Annotated in this window: 17 protein-coding genes and 2 pseudogenes; 14 read left to right on the top strand and 5 right to left on the bottom strand. The window is 59.3% G+C overall.

From position 1 onward, the window contains the following. Positions 1-9 precede the first annotated feature (9 nt). Positions 10-378 carry a glyoxalase superfamily protein gene (locus ACM1ZW_RS12535; RefSeq protein ID WP_017336425.1) on the top strand — a complete coding sequence of 123 codons (369 nt, stop codon included), beginning with the start codon at positions 10-12 and terminating at the stop codon, positions 376-378. Positions 379-521: 143 nt separating this feature from the next. On the opposite strand, the gene ACM1ZW_RS12540 is transcribed toward ACM1ZW_RS12535, so the two are convergent. Next, positions 522-1,385, bottom strand: coding sequence for a methyl-accepting chemotaxis protein (locus ACM1ZW_RS12540; protein ID WP_416740812.1), 864 nt, complete (start codon positions 1,383-1,385; stop codon positions 522-524). A gap of 42 nt (positions 1,386-1,427) precedes the next feature. Then, positions 1,428-2,441: pseudogene (locus ACM1ZW_RS12545) on the bottom strand (methyl-accepting chemotaxis protein); the annotation flags it as partial. Between the two features lie 257 nt (positions 2,442-2,698). On the opposite strand from ACM1ZW_RS12545, the gene ACM1ZW_RS12550 reads away from it, so the two are divergent. Further along, positions 2,699-3,370 (top strand): histidine phosphatase family protein, encoded by a 672-nt coding sequence (locus tag ACM1ZW_RS12550; protein ID WP_416740636.1) that lies wholly within the window; start codon positions 2,699-2,701, stop codon positions 3,368-3,370. Further along, positions 3,367-4,194: a phosphatase PAP2 family protein gene (locus ACM1ZW_RS12555; protein WP_416740637.1), complete on the top strand. Its 828-nt coding sequence runs from the start codon at positions 3,367-3,369 to the stop codon at positions 4,192-4,194. The genes ACM1ZW_RS12550 and ACM1ZW_RS12555 overlap by 4 nt, the downstream gene beginning before the upstream one ends. Positions 4,195-4,366: 172 nt before the next feature. On the opposite strand, the pseudogene ACM1ZW_RS12560 reads toward ACM1ZW_RS12555, so the two are convergent. Next, positions 4,367-4,660 (bottom strand): annotated as a pseudogene (locus ACM1ZW_RS12560) (hydrolase); the annotation flags it as partial. On the opposite strand from ACM1ZW_RS12560, the gene ACM1ZW_RS12565 reads away from it, so the two are divergent. From ACM1ZW_RS12565 to ACM1ZW_RS12615, 11 genes are all read left to right on the top strand, one after another. Next, positions 4,607-4,903, top strand: a complete 297-nt coding sequence (locus ACM1ZW_RS12565; protein WP_416740638.1) for a hypothetical protein — start codon at positions 4,607-4,609, stop codon at positions 4,901-4,903. The pseudogene ACM1ZW_RS12560 and the gene ACM1ZW_RS12565 sit on opposite strands and share 54 nt — an antisense overlap. Positions 4,904-5,033: 130 nt before the next feature. Beyond that, entirely contained in the window at positions 5,034-5,966 is a 933-nt protein-coding gene (locus tag ACM1ZW_RS12570; protein WP_416740639.1) for an NAD-dependent epimerase/dehydratase family protein, read from the top strand. Between the two features lie 62 nt (positions 5,967-6,028). Beyond that, positions 6,029-8,839, top strand: coding sequence for a bifunctional glycoside hydrolase 114/ polysaccharide deacetylase family protein (locus tag ACM1ZW_RS12575; RefSeq protein WP_017336430.1), 2,811 nt, complete (start codon positions 6,029-6,031; stop codon positions 8,837-8,839). Beyond that, positions 8,817-12,455: a tetratricopeptide repeat protein gene (locus ACM1ZW_RS12580; protein WP_017336431.1), complete on the top strand. Its 3,639-nt coding sequence runs from the start codon at positions 8,817-8,819 to the stop codon at positions 12,453-12,455. The genes ACM1ZW_RS12575 and ACM1ZW_RS12580 overlap by 23 nt, the downstream gene beginning before the upstream one ends. A 26-nt stretch (positions 12,456-12,481) precedes the next feature. Next, on the top strand, positions 12,482-13,000 hold the full coding sequence (locus ACM1ZW_RS12585; RefSeq protein WP_017336432.1) for a hypothetical protein: 519 nt from the start codon (positions 12,482-12,484) through the stop codon (positions 12,998-13,000). Between the two features lie 5 nt (positions 13,001-13,005). Next, entirely contained in the window at positions 13,006-14,373 is a 1,368-nt protein-coding gene (locus tag ACM1ZW_RS12590; protein WP_017336433.1) for a PelD GGDEF domain-containing protein, read from the top strand. Next, positions 14,351-15,340 (top strand): tetratricopeptide repeat protein, encoded by a 990-nt coding sequence (locus ACM1ZW_RS12595; protein WP_416740640.1) that lies wholly within the window; start codon positions 14,351-14,353, stop codon positions 15,338-15,340. The genes ACM1ZW_RS12590 and ACM1ZW_RS12595 overlap by 23 nt, the downstream gene beginning before the upstream one ends. Further along, entirely contained in the window at positions 15,337-16,851 is a 1,515-nt protein-coding gene (gene pelF / locus ACM1ZW_RS12600; protein ID WP_017336435.1) for a GT4 family glycosyltransferase PelF, read from the top strand. The genes ACM1ZW_RS12595 and pelF overlap by 4 nt, the downstream gene beginning before the upstream one ends. After that, on the top strand, positions 16,852-18,225 hold the full coding sequence (gene pelG, locus ACM1ZW_RS12605) for an exopolysaccharide Pel transporter PelG (RefSeq protein WP_017336436.1): 1,374 nt from the start codon (positions 16,852-16,854) through the stop codon (positions 18,223-18,225). Positions 18,226-18,490: 265 nt separating this feature from the next. Further along, on the top strand, positions 18,491-19,429 hold the full coding sequence (locus ACM1ZW_RS12610) for an enoyl-CoA hydratase/isomerase family protein (RefSeq protein WP_017336438.1): 939 nt from the start codon (positions 18,491-18,493) through the stop codon (positions 19,427-19,429). Positions 19,430-19,463: 34 nt separating this feature from the next. Further along, positions 19,464-19,886 (top strand): organic hydroperoxide resistance protein, encoded by a 423-nt coding sequence (locus tag ACM1ZW_RS12615; RefSeq protein WP_017336439.1) that lies wholly within the window; start codon positions 19,464-19,466, stop codon positions 19,884-19,886. Positions 19,887-20,072: 186 nt separating this feature from the next. Here ACM1ZW_RS12615 and ACM1ZW_RS12620 read toward each other — a convergent pair whose 3' ends face one another. Together ACM1ZW_RS12620 and ACM1ZW_RS12625 are read right to left on the bottom strand one after the other, a co-directional pair. Then, on the bottom strand, positions 20,073-21,956 hold the full coding sequence (locus ACM1ZW_RS12620) for a methyl-accepting chemotaxis protein (protein WP_416740641.1): 1,884 nt from the start codon (positions 21,954-21,956) through the stop codon (positions 20,073-20,075). 298 nt (positions 21,957-22,254) lie between these two features. Beyond that, a complete protein-coding gene (locus ACM1ZW_RS12625) occupies positions 22,255-23,496 on the bottom strand; it encodes an OprD family porin (RefSeq protein WP_017336441.1) in 1,242 nt (413 codons plus the stop codon). Positions 23,497-23,504: the final 8 nt, after the last annotated feature.

A 23,504-nucleotide genomic window follows, 5' to 3' on the forward strand; every position in this document is an offset into this window, starting at 1 on the left:
AGCAACTTTATGAGCTGCGGCAAAACCACCCCGATCCTGCGGATTTTCGACGAAAACAAAGCCGTGGAGTTCTACGTCGACTTCCTCGGTTTCAAGATCGACTGGCAGCATCGTTTCGAGTCGGATTTTCCGTTGTACCTGCAAGTGTCCCGTGGCGAATGCGTGCTGCATTTGTCCGAGCACCACGGCGACAGCACACCGGGTTCGGCGCTGCGCATCGAGACCGATGAACTGGAAGCGTTCCAGCAGCAATTGCTCGCCAAGGAATACAAGTTTTCGCACCCACAGATCCAGGCCATGCCGTGGGGCAGCCAGGACATGACCATCGCCGACCCGTTCGGCAATCGGTTGGTGTTTACCAATGCGATCAGTGTGTAACGCGGCGGGGTCGAGTCAGATCTGCCTTGGCGCCAGATAGAGCGGTGAATACCAGGCCGGGCGGATCCGAATTATCTGTTGCTTGTCGAAAGCCATCGCGGGCTTGCCCGCGATGGGGTCAGTGATTCAATGCTGACTGAATGTCAGACGCGGAAATGGCTGACCATCATCTGCAACTGATTACCCAACCGTGCCAGTTCAACACTGGACTTGGCCGTTTCGTCGCTGGCCGCGGCGGTCTGTTCGGACACGTCGCGCACATTGATGATGCTGCGGCTGATCTCTTCGGCCACGGCGCTTTGCTGTTCGGCAGCCGCGGCGATCTGCTGGTTCATCGACTGGATGTTGGACACTGTGCGGGTGATGTTTTCCAGTGACACACCGGCCTTGCGGGTCAGGGCGACGCTGCTGTCGGTGAGGGTGCGGCTGTTGTTCATCACGGTCGACACTTGTTGCGTGCCGTTTTGCAGACCCGCCACCAGGCCTTCGATTTCCTCGGTGGATTTCTGCGTGCGCTGGGCCAGGCCACGAACCTCGTCGGCCACCACCGCAAAACCACGACCGGCTTCACCGGCACGGGCGGCTTCGATGGCAGCGTTGAGCGCCAGCAGGTTGGTCTGCTCGGCGACGGCCTTGATCACGTCCATGACGCTGCCGATCTTGTCGCTTTCCTGTTGCAACACGCTCATGGCTTCGGTGGAACGCGCCACTTCGCTGGCCAGGCGTTCGATCTGGGCGATGGCTTCGTTGACCACCTTGTCGCCTTCGCGGGCTTCGCCGTCGGCAGCGGCTGCGGCTTGCGAGGCTTCTTCGGCGTTGCGTGCGACTTCCTGCACGGTGGCCGTCATTTCGTGCATGGCGGTGGCCACCTGATCGGTCTCGATCTTCTGGCTGTTCACGCCGGCGCTGGTCTGCCCGGTCACGGCCGACAGTTCTTCGGCAGCGCTGGCGATCTGGGTCACGCCGTCGCGGATGCCACTGATCAAGTCGCGCAGGGTCACGCCCATGCGTGCGATGCCTTGCTGCAACACACCGAGTTCATCGCGGCGAGTGACCTTGACGTCCTGGGACAGGTCGCCGCTGGCGATGCGTTCAACCACGGCCAGCGTGTCGCGCAGCGGGCCGGTGATCTGACGGGTGATGATCACGGCGGCAATGACGCCCACCAGCAACGCCAGCAAGGTACTGATCAGTTGCAGGGTGCGGGCCTGTGCGCTTTCGGCGTCACGACGGTCGAGCTGGATCTGATACAGCTGCTCGCTGAGGCTCACGATGGCGCCGCCCTGGTCGGTCATCTCCTTGCGTGCCTGCACCGCATCGACGCTCGCGGTCTTATAGGCCTGCAAAGCGCTGCGGTAATTGTGCAGCGCGGTTTCCAGTTGACGCAGGGCGTCCTGCTGAGAGTCGGCGAAATGCACATTCAGTTGTTTCAGGCTGGCGATGGCCGCGTCCAGTTGGCCGACGGCTTTCTGCTCGGTCTCGGCGTTGGTGGTCGCGGTGTAGCCGCGCACTTCGTAGCGGGCCAGCATGAACGCTTCCTTGGCGGCGGTGATGGCCTGGAATTGGTCGAAGCGCTGATCGCTCAGTGGCATTTGCTGTACGTGGGTGTTGATGGCGTTGATCAGCGAGTACGCGTTTTCCGCATTGGCGCCCATGGCGTCGCGTGCGCTGTTGCCGGTGCGGTAGGCGCTGCGCATTTTGTTCAGGGACGTTTTGTACGCCTCAATCTGCGTGCCTTGCTCTTTGAGCAGCTTGATGTTTTCCGGGCTCTTGAATTTCACCAGCAGCGCTTGTTGCTGGGCGGCAAACGCATCCAGGGTGGTCTGTACATTCTGTGCGGCGGTTTCATCGCCGTTGGTCAGCATGTATTGCAGGCGAACCACACGCAGTTTGGTCAGGCCGGCATTGAGCTGGGTGATGTCGCTCATCCAGTTGCTGCGGTCAATCAAGCCGCCCAGGCTTGTCCAGCCGGTGAGGGCGAGGATGCAGGTCAGTGCCAGGACCAGGCCAAACCCCAGGCCCAGTTTCATGTTCACGCTGATGTTGCCGAACCAGCTATTCATCAAATTCCTCCAGGAACGTTGCGCTTTTTGGTCGTCGGTTGGCTGGAAGATTGTTGTTTTTGGTAGCCAAGGATATGTAGCAGGTCTGTATCGGCAGCAAGCACGAGAGCTGAAAGGATTTTGTTGGAGCGATGTGTAACAAGGTTTTTGAGGGTGAATTAAGCTTTTTTTCACATCGGTTTCACCCCTAGCGGACGCCTGGCTCCCTACCCTCGCGGCATCGAATCAAGGGATGCATGCCGGTGAGGCGGCCTGATGTGGAACTGAGACTGAATCTGTTCGGGGTAACGCGCTCGATTGATCTGAGCCGTTTGACCCGCTATCGAAATACTGCGGTAGTGCTGGCCTCTGTGCTGTTGGTGATTCCGCTGACGGTCTGGCTGCTGCGGCCTGCGGCGGTGCCAGACCTGGCCCACGGCAATGTCGCCGGCGCCCAGGCGTTACTGAGCGACTGGGCCAAGGGGGACCTGATTGTGCTGGTGCGTCATGTCGAGCGCTGCGATCACTCCAAAGCCGCGTGCCTGAGTGGCAATGACGGCATTACCGATCGCTCCCGCAGTGTCGCGGTGAGTGTCGGTGCGCAGTTCGAACAGTTGGGACTGGAAAAGGCAGACATCTACAACAGCCCGATGATTCGTACCGCACAGACCGCCGGCTATATGTTCAACAAGGTGAGCGCCAATGAAGACTGGCTGATCAGCTGCAAGGGCACGATGCTGCGCGACGCGCTGGCGCACAAAGTGGCAGGTCGCAATCTGATTCTGGTGACTCACAGCGAATGCATGGCGCAGATTGAGAAAGACCTCAAGTTACCGGCTGCCACCCTCGGTTACGGTGCCTCTTTGTTTATCTCCGCCGCCACACCACAAACACCGCAAATGCTCGGTTTCATCGAAGCTTCCGACTGGCGCACGGTGACCGCCCAATGAGTAATTCCCTGCGCTTTTACGGCTTCAATTTCGGTATTCCGCTGGCCTGTGCGGCGATGGTTTTCCTGTTGTTCGACATGACGAAAATCGACATCGCGTTCAGCAATCTGTTTTTTGATCCGGTGACCCAGACGTTTCCGCTCGACCAGGTTCACTTCTTTGAAAAGCTCACCCACAAGTGGGCGCGCATCATTCCGAACTGGACCGGTGAACTCGCGTTGATCGGCGCGATGCTGTCGTTTGTCTGGCCGCTGACCAACCCGCAGAAGCATCCGCGCCTTGGCCGTTTTCTGGTGCGGAGCAAAGCCGCTTCGGTGCTGCGATTTACCCACGACCATCGTCGGGACTTTCTGTTTGTGGTGTTCGCGTTTGCCATTTGCACCGGTGTGATTCATTTCCTCAAGTCGCACACCAGCGTGTATTGCCCGATTGAAACGACCCTCTACGGCGGAAAAATTGCCCATATGGAGTGGTACAGCAACTTCCAGTTGTTCAGGGAGGCCGGCGATGGCCGCTGCTGGCCGGGCGGGCATGCTTCGGGCGGGTTCACCATGCTTGCGCTGTACTTTGTTGCGCGCCGTTACCGCTGGCGCCATTCGAAAGCGCTGATGTACGGCTCGCTGCTCCTCGGTTTCGTCTACGGCACGACTCGGGTTCTGCAAGGCTGGCATTACATGTCCCACACCCTCTGGGCCGGGATCTTCGTCTGGCTGGCGTGTTTGCTGACCGCGCTGGCGTTTTATGGGCGAGCGCGTCTGGAGTTGCCCGTGCTGCAAAAGCACAAAGAGCCGCTGGTTTTAATCCAGTCGACCAGTGTTTCCTGAAGGCAAAAAAAAGCCCGCGGGAGGGCGGGCAAACCGTAGTTTCTTGAATGAGCGAGGGCAATGTACCGGTTGGCGAGGTGTGTCGGGGTGAAGAAAAATTTATGTGGCGCAATGGCCTTGTGCTGCGAAAGGTTATTGGCTTTTTTATAAACACACCATAAATGCCATGCCACTCCCTCGACGTCACCGTGTGCCTGACATGATGCTCCCACCGCCGCACGCCCAATCCCTCCCGCCGATCCAGCGACGCCCGACCGTCAGGTCCATGATCGGCGTCGGTTGCGACCCCGCGTCAAGCAACGCACCCCCCGCCGTCAGGCAACGGATCTCGGCCTGAAGTCCGCACACCAGCACGTGTCCCACTTGCAAACTGGACAGATAATCTATGGCCATCAGGCGATGGCGCGTAGCCATGCCTGATGAAAATGCGATCAGCATGGATCAGGTTTTCATCGTCCGGTGTGGGGGTGCCCGCCGAGTTATTTCTCGAAAAGTGGTTCCAGAGGCGGTGTCGCCTGAGTCATTGGATGTCGATATGTCATTTATTAATGTCGTCAATAAAATGGCGAATAATCGTTGTCGAGAGCCGTATGGCGGCTTAATGGACAAACTATTGACAGTGCGTCGCCGATCTCACATTATCTGCGCCGCATTAATGGCCTTGCGCCATAAAATCGACGTTGCCGGACACTACCGACTGAACCTTTGAGATTGAGAAGATGTCGCAGTCTCAGGCGTGAGAGGCTAAGTGCCATCAGCTCGAATCAATGATCTACAGAGTCACCGTTTGGCGGACTTTACATACGAAGTGTCCGTGTGAATCTTCAGGAATAAACTTCATGCTTGATGGGCGAATACTGGTTACCGGCGGTGCAGGATTTATTGGGTCACACCTTGTGGAAGCGTTGCTTGGCAAAGGCTACAAGGTTCGCGTACTGGATAATTTGTCGACCGGAAAGGTCGGTAATCTGCCGGTGGGTAACGCCAATCTGAACCTGGTCGTCGGCGATGTAGCGGACGATGCCGCGGTAGAGCAAGCCATGCGTGATTGCACTGCAGTCGTGCACCTGGCGGCGGTGGCCTCGGTACAAGCCTCGGTAGATGATCCGGTCAGCACCCATCAAAGCAACTTCGTTGGCACGCTCAACGTGTGTGAGCACATGATGAAGGCCGGTATCAAGCGCGTGGTATTCGCGTCCAGCGCGGCCATCTACGGCAACAATGGCGAAGGCTGTGCAATCGACGAGGACACCCCCAAGTCCCCGCTCACGCCTTATGCCAGCGACAAACTGGCCAGCGAGTATTACCTGGACTTCTACCGCCGTGAACATGGCCTGGAGCCGGTGGTCCTGAGGTTCTTCAATATCTTCGGCCCGCGCCAGGACCCTTCGTCGCCGTACTCCGGCGTGATCAGCATTTTCACCGAACGGGCCATGGCCCGGCAGCCTGTGGCGATTTTCGGCGACGGTGAACAGACCCGTGACTTTGTCTACGTCCAGGACCTGGTAAGCATCCTCGTCCAGGCCGTGGAAGCCAACGAACCGAGCCCCGGCGCGGTGAATGTCGGGCTCAGTCGTTCCACCAGCCTCAACGATCTGATCACTGAACTGGGGAACGCCACCGGCAACCCTCTGACGGTGACTTATCAGGCGCCGCGTCAAGGCGATATTCGCCATTCACGCGCTAATAACGCTCGCCTGCTCGAGCGTTTTACGCTGGCGACACCGACCTCCATTGGTGACGGTTTAGCACAGCTTTTGCGCAGTTTGTAACCCGCCCGTTCCACCCATTGGTGTGCAGGCAGTCTCGGTTCAGTTCCTTTCAAGAGTGAATTATGGAAATCGTTTTTCGCAGGACGCGTGTCCGCTCAGTCGCCAGGCGTCTATTCGCTGCCGTGGCACTCTTCGTGAGCGGACCAGCCGTCCAGGCTGCAGCGGTACAGTCTCCATCCAGTGTGGCTTTCTGGTATGCCGAACAGCCACCGCTGTCTGAACTGGCTCAGTTCGAATGGTCTGTGGTCGAGCCGGGTCACATGACGGCCAACGATGTCAAAACCTTGCGCAAATTAGGCAGTCAGCCGTTTGCATATGTGTCCGTCGGCGAGTTCGATGGCAACAAGGCTGAAATCGACAAGGCGGGGCTGGGCAAGGCGGTCACGTCGGTGCGAAACGACTCATGGGACAGTCAGGTCATGGACCTCACTGCGCCAGCCTGGCGGGAGCACTTGCTCGGCCGCGCCAAAGCGCTGCAAGCGCAAGGGTATGCCGGTCTGTTTCTGGACACCCTCGACAGTTTTCAGTTATTGCCAGAAGCGTCGCAGCAAGCCCAGCGTGTTGCCCTTGCCAGTTTCCTGCGCGAACTGCACAGCCGTCAGCCAACGCTGAAGCTGTTTTTCAATCGTGGATTTGAAGTGTTGCCCGAGCTTGATGGCGTGGCGGCAGCAGTGGCTTTTGAATCCCTGTACGCCGGCTGGGATCCTGCCGCCAAGCGTTATCGGCCGGTCCCGGAAGCTGATCGCCAGTGGTTGATGGGTGAGTTGCAACCCCTGCGCGCCAAAGGCATACCGCTGGTTGCGATCGACTATCTGCCGCCGGAGCGTCGTGAAGAAGCACGCAAGCTGGCCAAACGCCTGCGCGATGAGGGTTTCATTCCCTTCATCAGCACGCCTGAATTGGACTCGATGGGTATCAGTAACATCGAAGTTCAGCCGCGCCGGATCGCAATGATCTACGATCCGCGTGAAGATGAACTGACCAGCAACGCCGGCCACACAATGCTCGGCGGTCTGATCGAATACCTGGGATACCGGGTTGATTACCTGGCTGTGGACAGCTTGCCGGAGCATCGTTTCAGCGGTCTGTACGCGGGCATTATCACCTGGATGGCCAGTGGTACTCCGCAGGACAGCGCCGGGTTCAACCGTTGGCTCAACAAGCGCCTCGACGAGAAGGTGCCGTTAGCGTTTTTCGCCAGCCTGCCAATTGAAGACAAAGTGTTGCTCAAGCGTCTGGGGTTGAATCTGTCCAGCCCGCCGGGCACTCAAACCTTGAACATCACTTATCAGGACAAGTCGTTGATCGGGGCCTTCGAAGCACCGGTACAGGCCCGATCCCGCGACCTGAGCGCTATTTCCGTACTGCCCCAGGGGCCAAAACCCGCGCTGTTGCTGACGGGCAAAAACGGTCAGACGTTCGCGCCGGTGGCGGTTGGCGAGTGGGGCGGTCTGGCACTTTCTCCGTATGTCCTGGAGACGAACAGCGAACGCAGCCGCTGGATCATCGACCCGTTCGCCTTTCTCCAGGCGGCCCTGCACTTGCCGGAGCAGCCTCGTCCGGACACCACCACGGAAAACGGTCGGCGAATCGCGACGGTGCATATCGATGGCGATGGTTTCCCTTCGCGCGCCGAAGTGCGTGGTTCGCCGTATGCCGGCAAGCAAGTGCTCGACGATTTCATTCGGCCCAACCCGTTTCTGACCTCGGTATCGATCATTGAGGGGGAGATTTCGCCGCGTGGCATGTTCCCGCATCTGGCACGTGAGCTGGAGCCGATTGCGCGTGAGTTGTTCGCCAGCCCTAAAGTCGAAGTCGCCACGCACACCTTCAGCCATCCGTTTTTCATGCAACCGGAACAAGCCCGGAAACGGGAGGACTTTAACCCTGAATACGGCTTGAAAATGGCCATCCCGGGTTATGACACGATCGATTTTCGCCGCGAGATCTTCGGTTCGCGCGACTACATCAACCAACGTCTCACCACCCCGGAAAAACCGGTAAAGATGGTCTTCTGGCCGGGCGATGCCTTGCCGTCGGCAGCCACCATAAAACTGGCCTACGACGCTGGCCTGAAAAACGTCAACGGCGCCTCGACCATGCTGACCAAGGCCAAGCCATCGCTGACCGGGTTGTATCCGCTGTTGCGTCCCACCGAAGGTGGCTTGCAGTACTACGCGCCGATCATCAACGAGAACGTCTACACCAATCTCTGGAAAGGCCCGTATTACGGCTTCCGCGAAGTGATCGAGACCTTTGAACTGACCGACAGCCCGCGCCGATTGCGCGGTCTGCACCTCTATTACCACTTCTACTCGGGCACCAAGCAGGCCTCGATCAAAGCCATGAACGACATCTATGCGTTCATGAAAGACCAGCAGCCGATGTCATTGTGGATGAGCGATTACATCGATCGGTTGCACGGCCTGTACCAGTCGAGCCTGGCGCGTACGGCCGAAGGCGCCTGGCAGGTTCGAGGGATGGATGCATTGCGCACTGTGCGGCTTGACCCGCAAATGGGTTGGCCGGATCTGCTGCGCTCCCAAGGTGTCGCCGGGGTGCGTGATTTGCCTCAGGGACGCTATGTGCATTTGAGCAGTGACCAGGCGCTGTTGGTCTTGCGTCCTGACCGGGATGACAGACCTGCGCTGGAGGAGGCCAATCTGCCGTTGGTGGACTGGCGTTATCTGGATGATCGGCGCGTGAGCTTTTCGTTTGCCGGAGAATTCGATCTGAGCTTCTCGGTTCGCTCCTCGAGCGCTTGCCGGGTGGAAGTGGATGGCCAGCGTTTCACGGGCAAGGCATCCGCCGGTCTGTGGACTTTTCAGTTACCCATGAAGCAGGTGAGTAATGCTCAACTCCTCTGCAACTAACTCCTCGGTAACTAAAAGCGGCCGTCTGCTCAATCCCTGGGCATTGGCGGCGGTAGCGGTCGCAGTGGGGGGAATACTGTGGGCGACTTTCCAGCGTGAGGAAGTGTTCCAGCCCGATGGTCGAGAGCCGGATGCAGTGTCGGCCAACTATGCCGAGTTGCTGCTGGCGGCCCACCCGTCGGACGACCACCTGCGCCTGCAATTGGTCGATCTGTTGATTCGTCTCGGTGACTACACGAAGGCGCGCCAGTATCTGGAGAGTTGGCCTGATCCTGCGCCGGAGGTACAGGCGTACTACCGGCTTGAGCTGGATACATTGGTGGCGGTGAACAGCGAAGATCCTGCTGTGCGGCTGGCGCTGGTGGAGCGGCTCAAAAGCTTGGACCATCGCAAGTTGTCACTGCCGCAATTACAGAACCTGGCCCGCCTGGCGTTGTCGTTGCAGGCACCCGCCATGGCGGCCAGCGTCTATGAAGAAATCGCCGACCGTGACCCCACGCTGCGTACCGAGGCGTTGAGGTCTGCTGCCCAGTGGCATTTGGCGGGCGAGCAGCCGGGCCTGGCGGCAGACATCTATCTGCGGCTGAAAAGAGACAGCGTGCAGCCCGCTGAACGTCGAGAGTTTGCCCAATTGGCGTTCAACAGTCTGCTGGCTGATGGTCGCGGCGAACAGGCAACGCAAGTACTGGCCGATGAACTCGGTGGGCTCAAGGATCCGCAAGGCGATTCGGTCTGGCTGGAGCAGGGTGTTGACGTCGCGGTTGCGAACAACCGCTTCGACCTGGCTCAGCTGTTCCTCGAGCAGTGGCGCGTTTTTCAGCCGGACAATACGCAACGCCTCAGAAAAGAATTCAGCCTGCGTCTGGCATTGAACGAACTCAACGGCGCGTGGGAGAGCGGCCAGCAATTGCTCGTCAGTTTCCCCGATGAGCAGGCATTGCTGGAACAAATGGCGCACCTGGGCGAATGGCGTGGCGACAACCGCGCGGCACTGGATTACTGGATTCGTTTGCTCGAGCTAAACGAAACGGCGCCAGTCCGTGAGCACGCCTGGCGTCTGGCAAGCCAGGAGTTCGATTTTGACCGGTCGATTCCATTGCTTGAAGAAATCATGGACCAGCGAGCGCTGACCGACATCGAGCTGGATGCCCTGATTTATGGCCATGAATCGCGGGGTACACCGCAGCAGGCCGAATCATGGCTGCGCCAATACCTACGCAAATACCCGGCCCATCGTCTGGCCTGGACACGATTGCTGCAAAATCTTGAAAACACCGGGCAGTTTGCGAAAAAGACCGAGGTTTATCAGGACATGTCGAAACGTTTCACGCTGACTGGCGCCGAACGGGTCGAATGGGCTCATACCTACCTTCTGCTGTTTGACAATCGCCAGGCCTGGGAAGTCGTTAAGGCGAATGACCCCGCCATCTCCGATCAGGATTACTGGCGTGTGCGGGCCTTCCTGGCCTGGGAGCTGGAGCGTGACGATGAGTTGCAGTTGTCCATGGAGAAACTGCTGACCCTCAAAGGTGCGCTGGACAGTAACGAGGAGACTCAGTTGATCTCCAGTTATCGCATCAGCAATCCACAGCGCGCGCTGCAATTGACCGTGGCCAGTTGGGAGCGCACCCACAATCCGCTGCGGCTGGTCGACGCGCTGCTGATGGCTCAGGAGTTGGAGGATTGGCCACTGGTAGAGACGTTGCTCAAGGACGCCAGCCAGAATCCGGAGATTGACGAGCAGGCTCAGGTGCTGGCGGTGCGCGCCGCCCTGGCCGTGCAGCAGGGGCAATACGAAGAGGCAGAGCGCTTGTACCTGTCGGGTTTATCGCGTTATCCCAATGACAATCTGTTTCGCGAGCGTCTGATGTGGCTTTACATCGACCGAGGTAACACGGCGGCGCTCAAGCCGCTGCTGACCCGGTGGCGGAGTCAGGCGCGGAACGACCAGACCCTTTGGCTGGCGTTTGCCAGTGCCAGCCAGATATTCGGTCGCGACAGCGAAGCGTTGGCCTGGTATCGCATGTACCTCAAGAACAACTCGCAGGATTGGCTGGTGCAGGCGGCTTATGCCGATGCGCTTTACAGCGCCGGGTATCAGGATGCGGCCCAGCGTCTGCGCTTGAAGCTGTTGCGCAGCCCAGAGGGTGAAAACCTTCAGCCATCGTCTCAGCGCTACACGACCTGGCTGCGCCTGATGGCCAGCAGTTATTCGCCACGGGCGGCACAGCGAGAAGTGTTGAAGTGGAAAGATGGTTCGCCGGCCATGTTGCAATTATGGTTCGAACGCCTGTTGGCGCGTCTGGATGCGACAAACCAGGAGGCGCAAAAAGACGAGTGGCTGGCGTGGGCGCAGAGCCAGGGCCTGAAGGTCGAGCGTTACGAGCAGATTCAACAGGCCCTGCGCAGCCGTAACAAAGCCCAGGTCGAAACACTGTTGGCCGGTAGCGATCTGAACCCGGCCCAGCGGGCCCAGGCTTTGACCCGTCTGGGGCGTCTGGGTGAAGCACTCGACACCAGCCTCTCTGCGCTTGGGGACGATCAGCCTGCCGACGTGCGTGAGCAACTGCGCAATCAGGCGGTAGAACTGCAGGAGCGCACGCCTCAGGGTATGTTGTTGTCCTGGCAGGCGCAGAATTTCGGCGGTGTGCAATTTGATGCCCCGACGTTGCAGATCGCACACAACCTGGGTGATCACTGGTACGCCGATCTCGAACTGGAACAGGGTTCGTACAACGACGAAGATATCGAGTCATCCAAGCTCGGCCAGGAGCGTAACGCCGCCCTGACCCTGCAACGTTCGGTTGAAGACGGCAGTTACAAACTGTTCGCCGACACCAGTCAGCGCAAGGACGATGACCGTAATGGCCTGGGGCTGTCGCGCACCTGGGAATTGGGCGTGAGTGATGAACTGGAAACGGGGGTGGGCTGGCATCGCAAGAGCGAGGACAGCGGGCTGATGCGCGCTTTCGGTCAGCAGGACAGCGTTTGGCTGGGCGGTCGTCACAGCCTGACGGCCCGCGACCAGCTCAGTTGGGAAGTCTCGCAGCGTTCGTTTTCAACGCGGGCGGGCGACAGCCTCGGCGATGGTCACGCCCTGAAAATGGAGTTGAACCACACGCTGGAGTTCGCCGGTCCCAACTGGACCGTGCGCAGCGGTGTCGACTATCAGAAAAACCGGGTCAAGAACACCAATCTGGACTACCTGTCGAGTAACTATGGCGGCGCGATAAAACAGTTGGCGCCTGAAGTGGTCATCGATGAGGACACCGGTTTGCCCGAGCCGATCGATCCACTCGACATCGAAACGGTCACCGCCAAGGACCTGCTGCAAAGCCGCTACGGCCAACTGTATGTCGGCAGCACCTGGCGTCGCGGTATACCGGGCGCGCTGGTGCGCACCAAGCCGCAATACACCTGGCTGGTGGACGCGACGGCCGGTTGGCAATGGACCGATCAAACCTTCAATTACGGCCTCAACACCGGCATCGGTTTTGAAGTGCTGGGTGACGACGAACTGGCCCTGACCATCGGTTACCAGTCCGCGCCACAAGGCGGGGATGGTAAATCGGGCGGAACACTGGGTGTGAGCTACGGCGTGCGGTTTGGACGCTGATCATGGAATGTCTACGGAGAAAAACTATGCAAGCAATTCGTAATCTGGGCCTGGCCCTCGCCGTCCTGTTCGTCGCCGGTTGCGCCAGCTTCACCGATGAATCCAGCCCGAACCTGCCGCGCAACGCGCAGTGGGGCATCGTGCCGATGGTCAACTATTCGCAGACGCCGCAGGCCGGTGAGCGCAGCGAGCAGATCCTGCTCAGTGTTCTCAGCAGTCACGGTCTGCAACCCCAGGTTTACCCGGCCAGCACCCAGGGCGAACAAGCGCTGATGGATGACAATGAACGTCTGGCCGGAGCCCTGGAATGGGCGCGCGAACAGAAACTCGATTATGTGATCGCCGGCAGCGTGGAAGAGTGGCAGTACAAGAACGGCCTGGACGGCGAGCCGGCGGTGGGCATCAGCCTGCGCGTACTCGAAGGCAGCAGCGGTCGCGTACTCTGGAGCAAGAGTGGCGCACGTGCCGGTTGGTCCCGTGAAAGCCTCGCGGGCACCGCTCAAACGGTGCTCGACAAACTTGTCGGCGCCCTTCGGTTCGAGTGATTGCAATGAATTCTCCCCACATGGATTACAGCCTGGCGCCTCAAGCCAGCGGCCCGGTGTCTTGGCTGGAAACGTTTCTGGTCACCGGCGCGGCGATCGGCCTGGGCTTGTGGCTGACCCCTGAAGACCCGTTGCAGGTACACGGCGGGTTCCCCTGGCCGATTCTGGCGCCGCTGTTGTTGGGCGTGCGTTACGGTTTCGTGCGTGGTCTGTTCAGCGCCAGCCTGTTGGTCCTGGCGATGTTTGCCCTGCGCTACAGCGGTCTTGAAGGCTACGCCCGGATCGATCCGTCATTCATTGTCGGCGTGCTGGTTTGCGGGATGCTGGTGGGTGAGGTTCGCGATCTGTGGATGCGGCGTCTGGAGCGGCTGCAGATGGCCAACGAATATCGTCAGTATCGTCTCGACGAGTTCACCCGGTCGCACCAGATTCTGCGGGTCTCCCACGACTTGCTCGAGCAGCGCGTGGCCGGTAGCGACCAGAGCCTGCGCAGCTCCTTGCTGGGCTTGCGCGAAAAGTTGAGGGTGATGCCGGACGCGGGCGATGCATTGATCGCGCTGGCAGATCCGATCGTGGCGATGCTTGGGCAATACGGTGCATTGCGCGTGGCCGGTCTGTACCGCGTTGACGAGCGTGAAGAAAATGTCTTGCCTGACGCGTTGGCAACGATCGGCGTGATGGGGCCGTTGGGCACCGAGGACGGCCTGGTCAAGCTCTGCCTGGAGCGCGGCGAACTGGTGAGCGTACGTCAGGAGTTGATCGATTCCGGCACCTCGGCGCAGTTCTCGTCGTTGCAGGCGTGCATCCCGTTGATCGATGCCGAGGGTCGTCTGCTGGCAATTCTGGCGGTTCGGCAGATGCCGTTCTTTGCCTTCCAGGATCGCACCCTGAGCCTGTTGGCGCTGCTCGCCGGGCACATCGCCGACCTGTTGCGCCGTGACCCGCAAGTGCTGCAACTGCCCGACGCCGATGCGCAGCAGTTCACCCTGCAGCTCAAACGCTCGCTGGTGGATGTCGAGAAACACAAATTGCCGGCCGGTTTGTTTGCCTTTGAAATGACCCGCCCCAACGACGAGCTGACGCGTCTGCTGGAACGCAGCCAGCGCGGCCTCGATTTGCACTTGCCGGCGCGCAACAATCGCGATCATCAACTGTTGCTGGTGCTCTTGCCGTTGACCAGTCCGCAGGGCACCGAAGGTTATCTGGCGCGGATCAGCCTGTTGTTGCATGAGCACTTTGGTATTGAAAGTGACATGGCGAGCCTGGGTGTGCGGGTGATGCCTTTCAATCTGGAGCCTGGCTGTGAACGCGACGGGCTGCGTAATTTCCTGTTCAACGAGTGTGGCCTGAATGATCAGCAAGTGGCTGTTTAGCGGAGCCTTGTTGTTTGAGGCGGGCAGTTGGGCCAGTTTGTGGCTCGCGGCGCCCGAGTTGCAACAATTGCTGGTATTCACCCTCAGCCATGGTCTGGCATGCGTGCTGCTGTGCGCCGCGGTGTGGCTGTTGTTGCCGGCACGCTACCGTGCGCCGTTGCCCTGGAGCCCGCTGTTCATTTTCAGCCTGGCGTTCTTTGTGCCGGTGATCGGCATGGTCGGTGTGGTCGTGTCGATCTTTCCAGCGCTGTACCTGCCGCGCAAACGCGACAAACAAGCCTGGCAGGCTGTCGGTATTCCGAGCCTGCCGTATCGCGCGCAGCTGCAATTGCATTCGCCGATCTTTGCCGACGGCGGTTTGCAGGATGTGCTGCGCCATGCGCCCGATCCGGACCAGCGTCTGGCCGCATTGCTGGCCACGCGACGCATGCCGGGCAAGGAAGCGGTGCCGATCCTCAAACTGGCGCTGGGTGATCCCAGCGACGACGTGCGGCTACTGGCGTACTCGATGCTCGACAAGCAGGAAAGCGACATCAACCTGCGCATCCAGATCGCCCTCGGGCAACTCAGCGGCGCCAATGCCAAAACCGCGGGTGCGCTGCATGGCACGCTGGCGCGCTGGTATTGGGAGCTGGCGTACCTCGGCCTGGCGCAAGGCAGTGTGCTCGAGCACGTGCTCGACCAGGCCAGCGAACACGCCGAGCAAGGGCTTGAAGCGGGCGAGGGCGGCGAGCTGTTCTTGCTGGCCGGACGCATTGCGCTGGAGCGCGGTGATATCGAGCGCGCCGAAGTGCTCTTGCATCAGGCCCAGGACAACGGCATGGGCGCAGCGCAGGTTCTGCCGTTCCGCGCTGAACTGGCGTTCGAGGCTGGTCGTTATCACGAAATTCCCGGGTTGCTCGAGAAACTGCCCGAGAAAACCCGTCGGCGGCCACCGTTCGCTGAACTGGTGAGGAGCTGGTCATGAATCACAAGGAAGCGGCGCCGACGGCCGACATCTGTCTGCTGCTCGAAGGCACCTGGCCTTACGTGCGCGGCGGCGTGTCGAGCTGGATTCATCAGATGATTCTCGGCCTGCCGGAGCTGACCTTCTCGGTGATGTTCATCGGCGGCCAGCGTTCGGCCTATCCGTCGCGACGCTATGAAGTCCCCTCGAATGTGCTGCACATCGAAGAGGTGTTTCTCGAGGATGCGACCCATCCGGCCAACACCCGCGGAACGCCGCGAGAGGCCGACCCGCAGCAGTTGCTGGACCTGTATCGCTTTCTGCACCACCCGGATGCGCCGGAGCCTGAGCTGGGCGAACGCCTGCTCGACTGCATCGCGCAGGGCCGCATGACCCTCGACGACGTGCTGCGCAGCCGCGCCAGTTGGGAAGCGTTGAGCGAAGGGTATCGGCTGCATTGCGCCGACCCCTCCTTCGTCAATTATTTCTGGACCCTGCGTTCGATGCAGTCGCCGTTGCTGATGCTCGCCGAAGCGTCGCGGAAAATGCCGCGAGCACGGATGCTGCATTCGATTTCCACCGGTTACGCCGGGCTGCTGGGGTGCATTCTCAAGCAACGCTGGAACTGCACCTACCTGCTCAGCGAGCACGGGATTTACACCAAGGAACGCAAGATCGACCTGGCCCAGGCCAGCTGGATCGCCGAGAGTTCCGGCCAGGCGCTCAATCGCAGCCTCGACGCCGGCTCGGGTTACATCCGCACGTTGTGGATACGCTTCTTCGAACGCATTGGCCAGCTGACTTACAACAGCGCCGACAACATCATCGCGTTGTATGACGGCAACCGTCAGCGGCAGATCAAGGACGGCGCCGACCCGGCCCGCACGCAGGTCATTCCGAACGGCATCGACCTGCCGCAGTGGACCGCGGCACTGGAATCCCGTGCGCCCGGTATCACACCCGTGGTGGGCTTGATCGGGCGTGTGGTGCCGATCAAGGACGTGAAAACCTTCCTGCGGGCCATGCGCGGTGTGATCAGCGCCATGCCGGAGGCCGAAGGCTGGATCGTCGGTCCCGAAGAGGAAGACCCGGAATACGTCAGCGAATGCCGCAGCCTGATGGCCAGCCTGGGGCTGGAGGGCAAGGTGCATTTCCTGGGCTTCCAGCGCATCCAGGACATCCTGCCGAAACTCGGCCTGATGGTGCTGACCTCGATCAGCGAGGCGCAACCACTGGTGATCCTCGAAGCCTGGGCCGCCGGTACGCCGGTGGTCAGCAGTGATGTGGGCTCGTGTCGTGAATTGATCGAAGGCGGCAGCGCCGAGGACCGCGACCTCGGCCTGGCCGGCAAAGTGGTGGCGATTGCCGATCCACAAGCCACCTGCGCCGCGATCCTCGAACTGCTGCGCAGCCCGCAACGCTGGCAGGCCGCACAGGCCAGCGGCTTGTTGCGGGTCAATCGTTATTACACGGAAGCCTTGATGCTGCAGCGTTATCGCGACTTGTATCAAGCAGCCATGGAGAACAGTTAAATGGCCGGCATTGGCTTCGAACTGCGCAAGATTCTTTCGCGCGACTCCTACACCGCGACCTTGCACGCTTATGTGTATGCCGGCCTGATCAGCTCCGGGCCCTGGGTGTTATCGATCATCAGCGTGATGCTGGTGGGGATCATCAGTCTGGGGCTTGTGATACCCAACACGCTGGTGGGGCAGTTTCTGGTGACGGTGACCTACCTGATGGCCACCTCGCTGATTCTCACGGGAGGCTTGCAGCTGTTTTTCACCCGGTTCGTGTCCGACCGTTTGTTCGAGCACAAATACGAACAGATCCTGCCCAACTTGCTGGGCATCCTGTTGCTGGTCACGCTCGCGGCCGGCGTGCTGGGCATCATCGTGCTGGCCGTGTTGTTCGATCAACCACTGATCTACCGGGTGCTGGTGCTGTCGAATTTCGTGGTGCTGTGCAACTTGTGGCTGGTGATCATCTTCCTGTCGGGGATGAAGGCCTATAACCGCATTCTGCTGGTGATGCTGGTGGGCTACACGTTGATGGTGGCAAGCGCCTATGTGCTGGCTTTCCTGCAGATACCGGGCCTGCTGCTGGCACTGTTGATCGGGCACAGCACGCTGCTGTTCCTGTTCCTCTATGACATCTTGCGCGAGTACCGTGCGGAGAAACTGATCGCCTTCGATTTCCTTGATCGTCGCCACGTCTTTCTCAGCCTGCTCGCCACCGGTTTCTTCTACAACTTCGGTATCTGGATCGACAAGTTCCTGTTCTGGTTCAACCCCGGCACCTCGAACATCGTCATCGGTCCGCTGCGTGCGTCGATCCTGTATGACCTGCCGATCTTCCTTGCCTACCTGGCGATCATCCCGGGGATGGCGGTGTTCCTGGTGCGCATCGAAACCGATTTCGCCGAATGGTATGACCGTCTGTTCCGGGCGATCCGCGAGGGCGAAACCCTGCAGCACATCGGTTCGCTGAAAACCGAGATGACCTTGTCGATCCGTCAGGGGCTGCTGGAAATCTGCAAGGTGCAGGGGCTGACGGTGGTGCTGCTGTTCCTGTTCGCGCCGCGTCTGCTGGATTGGCTGGGTATTTCCAGCTACTACCTGCCGTTGTTCTACATCGACCTGATCGGCGTCAGTATCCAGGTGGTGTTCATGGCGTTGCTCAACGTGTTCTTCTACCTGGACAAGCGCACCGTGGTGCTGGAATTGTGTGTGCTGTTCGCGGTGTTGAACGGGGCGCTGACGATGTTGAGCATGTACCTTGGCCCAAGCTTCTTTGGCTACGGGTTCACCCTGTCGTTGCTGGTCTGTGTGCTGCTGGGGCTGCACCGACTGTCCACGGCGCTGGAAGACCTGGAGTACGACACGTTCATGCTGTCATCGCGCTGACCGGTTGTTGCCGGTATAAAAAAGGCACTGGCGATCATCGCCCAGTGCCTTTTTTTTTCGCCTGATGGCTTCCGACTGACGTCACTTGAAAGGCCAGGTTGCGCTGCTAACCTTGATCATTCGGAGCTGCCGACGACAGACGATCTGTTCCGGGCTACCTCTTGATGCGAGTGCCACTCGATCGATCAAGCCGTCCCCGCCCCCTCCCATCGACTCCTGCGATATCTCCGACACGTGTCTTTCGATAGCGCTCTGGAGATGTCACATGAAACTACAGTTGCTGAGTTCTGCGCTCATGCTCGCCGCAATGGCGACGGCCAGTCTGACCTTCGCCGGTGAGACGGCCCCAGCCACCCCCTCGAAATCTGCCACCCCCGCCGTCAAACAGGAGATCAAACTCACGCGTGTCACGCCCGAGTACTGGCGCGTCACGTTCCACAATCCGCCGTATAACATCTACGGCCCGGAAACCATGCCGCAATTGAACGAGGTCATTACCGCGCTCGAGACCGATCCGAAGGTCAAGGTGGTGGTGTTCGACAGCGATGTTCCGGATTTTTTCCTTACCCACTATGACTTCGTGCCGCCACTGACGGACACGACGAGCCTGCCCAACGGCCCCACCGGCTTGCCTCCGCTGCCGGACATGCTGGTTCGCCTGAGCAAGGCGCCGGTCGTATCGATTGTGTCGATTCGCGGTCGCGCCACCGGTGTCGGCAGTGAGCTGTCACTGGCCAGCGACATGCGCTTTGCCAGTCGCGAAAAGGCCATCCTGTCGCAATGGGAAATCGGCGCTGCGCTGGTGCCAGGCGGTGGCCCCATGGCTCGATTGCCGCGGCTGATGGGGCGTGGGCGCGCACTGGAAGTGCTGTTGACCGGTAACGACATCGATGGCGACCTGGCTGAACGCTATGGCTACGTCAATCGTGCGCTGCCCGACGCCGAACTCGACGCGTTCGTCGACACCATGGCCCGCCGTATTGCCCGGTTCGACAAACAGTCGATCACCGACATCAAACGCCTCGTCGACGCTTCAAGCCTGCCACCGAACGACGCCATCGCTGCCGAATGGGACGGGTTCATCGGCTCGGTGAAACGTCCGGCGGCACAGCAACGGATCAAACAGTTGATGGAGCTTGGCTTGCAGAAGAATGCGGATGTTGAAAAGCGCCTGGCGCATCACACGGGCACTCTCGGGGACTGATCAAAAAGACCCTCACCTATCAGGAGTTACTGTCATGAGCACTGCACTGGAAACCGTTCTGTACACCGCAAAAACCCACACTGTCGGCGGCCGCACGGGCACCGGAAAATCCAGCGATGGCGAGCTGGACGTGAAATTCAGCTCACCGGGCTCGGGCAAACCGGGGACCAATCCGGAGCAGCTGTTTGCACTGGGGTATTCAGCCTGCTTTATCGGTGCGATTCAGGTGGCGGCGGGCAAAATGAAAATCAAACTACCGGAAGACACATCGGTGGACGCCGAAGTGGACCTGGGCAAAACCGGTGGTGGGGATTTTCAGTTGGCGGTCAGGCTCAACGTCAACATTCCCGGCCTGGAGGAGGGCGTGAAACGGGAATTGGCAGAGGCTGCGCATCAGATCTGCCCGTATTCGCGGATGACGCGGGGGCATGTGGCAGTGGAGTTGAAAGTCGTTTGATCGCCGGATAAAAAATCAAGGCAACAAAAAAGCCGTGAAGCTTCGATTTCTCGATGCTTTACGGCTTGGTTTTACTGACTCAGGCAGGCCATGGCCTTGGTGATAAGGTGGTGCGATTGAGTCCTCCCACTCTGGTGATCAAGTCAGACGGGGCCAGCACAAATTGTTCGCTGTTAACCAATACGCCTACAACTTGAACGTATCTACGACGTTTCTGAGTCGCCCAGCTTCTGAATCCAATGCTGCACAGGCTCTGAGGGTAGAGCCCAGATTGTCAGTGGTCTGGCGATTCAACTGGCTGATCTCATGCACATCCCTTGTCAGTTGATCGACGGCTGTTGTTTGCTCTTCAGTCGCGGCAGCGACCGTAAGGCACATCTCATCGATCTCACCGATTTTCGAGACGACGTTCACAAGGCTGGCCCCAGCCTGTTTCGCGACGAGCACGCTTTGGCTGCCGATTTCATTGCTGTGCAGCATGGTTCGGGAAGCCTGGGCGCCGCCGGCCTGTAACGCTTCGATGACCTGGCGAATTTCTTCGGTCGCATTCTGGGTATGGTGGGCAAGGTTTCTCACTTCGTCCGCCACGACGGCAAAGCCGCGTCCCGCCTCTCCGGCTCTGGCCGCCTCGATAGCCGCATTCAGGGCCAGCAGATTGGTCTTTGCGGAAATCGTCGAAATGACCTCCAGGACTGTTCCGATGTTGATGGTTTTGGCGTTGAGGTCTTCGATCTGCGAGCGGGTCAGTTCGATATTTGCCTGCAGGTCGCTCATGGCTGTGACTGTGTTCTCGACCAGTTCGCAGGTCGACTCGATCTGCAACCTGGCGCTGGAAGCACCTTTGGACGCCGCCGAGGCGCTGGAAGCGATCTCCTGCGCCGCTGCACCCAACTGTTCGATTGCGGCAGCCACGCTCGTGGTGTAACCCGACTGGTGTTCCGACTTTTCCACCGAGGAGTCGGACGCCGACAGTACCCGCCGCGTCGCTTCACCCAAGGCATCCGTCGTCGAGGATACTTCGCTGATAGAAGCGTGGATACGATCGCTGAAGCGGTTGAAGCTCATGGCCAGTTGCCCGAATTCGTCCTTCGACAGGATCGACAATCTACGGGTCAAGTCGGCATCGCCTTGGGCGATATCTTCCATCGCGTGGCTGATCGAATGCAGGGGCCTCATCAGCACGCGAATCAGCAGCCCGAGCAGCAGCAAAGTGGCCAGGCCCGCAACAGCCGTCGCGATGATCGCGGAGTTACGGAACGCGGAGACACTGGCCAGGGCCGCTTGTTTGTCGAGCACGATACCGATGTACCAATCCTGCGAAGGCAGGCCGTTGACCGGTGAGAACAGGGTGAATTTGCTGCCATCAACCGACGTGGCTTCGACCAGCCGGTCGCTCAGGGTCAAGGTGTTGCCCGGAAACAGATCGGCCACGCTTTTACCTATCAGCGCCTGGTCAGGGTGAACCAGGATCTTGCCCTCCTTGCTCACCAGAAAGGCGTAGCCGTTGCCATCGAACGCCTGGGCATTGAGTGTTTGCGAGATCGTCTCGATTTTCAGGCTGGCGCCCAGTACCCCGAGTGTTTGCTGCCCGGAAGGGATGGCGACCGCCTGGGTAATGATCCGGTAATCGATCCCTGCGCCTACGTAAGGTTCGGTCATCGCGGCTCCGTTGGCGATGGCGTCCTTGTACCACTGGCGCTGTCGGGCGTCGTAGTCCGCAGGCATCTCCCGTGGCGGATAGATCTGAAACTTGCCGTCACGGGTGCCGGCATACGTGGCAATGAACTGCTCCATCAGCACTTGGTTTTGTAATGTGGCCAGGACGTTTTCTGCCGTGGGGTTGTGCCCGATAAACTCGGCGACGCTTTTCATCAGAATCAGCCGGCCGGTCAGCCAGCTCTGGATGTCATGCGCTATGGAGGCGGCGAGGGCGCGTGTGTTTTGTTCGATTTTCTGCGCGTTGTCTTCGCGCAGGCGAATGTCATTCAACACGGAAAATGCGCAAAACACCGTCATGATCACCAAGGAGGCGATCAGCAATATCTTCTGATTAAATTTGAGATGTCCCATCGTTCACTCTCCGGGTTTGAATCGGTACACCACGTATTCAGGCTGAGGATTCCGGGGTTGGATTATCAACCCCGGGACCTTGTTACTTGCGAACGCAATTGCCTCCTTGTAAAAACGGAGCTGTCAGTTATCCGAAGTTTGCTTTGTTGTACCTGTTAAAACATCGCGTCAGGATAAAAGCGCCCCTGCGGCAGCCAATTTCATGGCGAGCCAGATACTTTGACTTGCGCTATTGATTGGTAAATTTGTAAGGCGTCCAGCACAGGTTGTGGCTGAAAGTTGTCTGGGTATTTTGCCGTTACCACAATGCCAAGGTGTAACTAAGGATCAGGCGTGTTTCATCCAGGTCATTACCAAAGTTTGACCTGACGGTTGCGTTTCTGACTTTCAGTCCGACGTTTTTCAGCGAGCCTGACTGTATGACATAACCAATGTCGGTGTTGCGCTCCCACTCTTTACCGGTGTTGTTGCCGGCGACCAACGCGTTGTCTCCCTGGACATAACGACTCATGAACGTCAGCCCCGGGAGGCCCAGCGCGGCGAAGTTGTAGTCATAGCGCAGCTGCCAGGAGCGTTCCTGGGTATTGGCGAAGTCATTGATCTGGACGAAGTTGACCAGGTACGGATCGCTATTGGCAATGTAGGGGAAGGGGTCGTCACCGCTCATGCGTTGATAGGCCGCGGTGAATACGTTGGAGCCCAGGGTGTAGGCCACCAGGCCGTTCGCTGCCCGGTTATCGAGGGGGCGAAAGTTGCCGTCGTCGGTGCTTTTCGAATAGCGCAGGTCGAACTTCAGCGACTGTTGCTCGGCGAGGGGGATCTCGTAGACCACGCCGCCAAAGTACTGCCGATAGACGTTTTCCAGGTTGCCGTAGTACAGGCTGGTGCTCAGGGCCTTGTTGAAACTGTAGGTGCCGCCGGCAAAGCGAAAGTCATCGCTGACGCCGCCAATACGGTTACCCGTGAAGTCTTGATAATTTGAAGAGCTGTTGAACTTGATTTGCTCCAGCTTGCCGCCTTGCAACATGAGCTTGTCGATGTCCTTCGACGTCAGCAGTGCGCCTTCGAACGTCGACGGCAGTAAGCGCGTGTCATTGCTCGAGACCACGGGCGTACGGAAGGCGAGTGAACCGACCTTCAGAATGGTTTCCGATACCTTCGCCTTGGCCGTCAGCTCGAGTTTGGAGTATTCGTCCTGTGAGCCTCGGCCGTTTTTCGAACCAAGGTCCGCCGGCAGCAGGCCCGTGCCGCCGGAACCATCACCGCCGTCAAGCTTGATACCGAGCATGCCGACAGCGTCGACGCCCAGGCCCAGAGTACCTGCGGTATAACCCGACTCGAATCGCAACATGGCTCCCTGCGCCCACTCCGCCGCAGAGTCACGTTGGGTGGTGGGCGGTCCGTTACGAAAGTCACGGTTGAAGTAGAAGTTGCGCAGTTCAACGCTAGCCTTGCTGTCGGCAATAAAATCTGCAGATGCCGGAAATGGGAAAACCAACGCGCAAGTACCCGCGACAGCGAAAGTCGTTTTGATCAACATGCTCTTTA

The sequence above is a fragment of the Pseudomonas sp. NFX71 genome (assembly GCF_048079215.1).
GTDB classification, from domain to species: Bacteria; Pseudomonadota; Gammaproteobacteria; order Pseudomonadales; family Pseudomonadaceae; genus Aquipseudomonas; species Aquipseudomonas fluorescens_B.

Coding starts and splice junctions, on each gene's coding strand:
- ACM1ZW_RS12535 (WP_017336425.1), top strand. CDS start 10: ATGAGCTGCGGCAAAACCACCCCGATCCTGCGGATTTTCGACGAAAAC.
- ACM1ZW_RS12540 (WP_416740812.1), bottom strand. CDS start 1,385: ATGGGCGTGACCCTGCGCGACTTGATCAGTGGCATCCGCGACGGCGTG.
- ACM1ZW_RS12555 (WP_416740637.1), top strand. CDS start 3,367: ATGAGTAATTCCCTGCGCTTTTACGGCTTCAATTTCGGTATTCCGCTG.
- ACM1ZW_RS12565 (WP_416740638.1), top strand. CDS start 4,607: ATGCCTGATGAAAATGCGATCAGCATGGATCAGGTTTTCATCGTCCGG.
- ACM1ZW_RS12570 (WP_416740639.1), top strand. CDS start 5,034: ATGCTTGATGGGCGAATACTGGTTACCGGCGGTGCAGGATTTATTGGG.
- ACM1ZW_RS12575 (WP_017336430.1), top strand. CDS start 6,029: ATGGAAATCGTTTTTCGCAGGACGCGTGTCCGCTCAGTCGCCAGGCGT.
- ACM1ZW_RS12580 (WP_017336431.1), top strand. CDS start 8,817: ATGCTCAACTCCTCTGCAACTAACTCCTCGGTAACTAAAAGCGGCCGT.
- ACM1ZW_RS12585 (WP_017336432.1), top strand. CDS start 12,482: ATGCAAGCAATTCGTAATCTGGGCCTGGCCCTCGCCGTCCTGTTCGTC.
- ACM1ZW_RS12590 (WP_017336433.1), top strand. CDS start 13,006: ATGAATTCTCCCCACATGGATTACAGCCTGGCGCCTCAAGCCAGCGGC.
- ACM1ZW_RS12595 (WP_416740640.1), top strand. CDS start 14,351: ATGATCAGCAAGTGGCTGTTTAGCGGAGCCTTGTTGTTTGAGGCGGGC.
- pelF (WP_017336435.1), top strand. CDS start 15,337: ATGAATCACAAGGAAGCGGCGCCGACGGCCGACATCTGTCTGCTGCTC.
- pelG (WP_017336436.1), top strand. CDS start 16,852: ATGGCCGGCATTGGCTTCGAACTGCGCAAGATTCTTTCGCGCGACTCC.
- ACM1ZW_RS12610 (WP_017336438.1), top strand. CDS start 18,491: ATGAAACTACAGTTGCTGAGTTCTGCGCTCATGCTCGCCGCAATGGCG.
- ACM1ZW_RS12615 (WP_017336439.1), top strand. CDS start 19,464: ATGAGCACTGCACTGGAAACCGTTCTGTACACCGCAAAAACCCACACT.
- ACM1ZW_RS12620 (WP_416740641.1), bottom strand. CDS start 21,956: ATGGGACATCTCAAATTTAATCAGAAGATATTGCTGATCGCCTCCTTG.
- ACM1ZW_RS12625 (WP_017336441.1), bottom strand. CDS start 23,496: ATGTTGATCAAAACGACTTTCGCTGTCGCGGGTACTTGCGCGTTGGTT.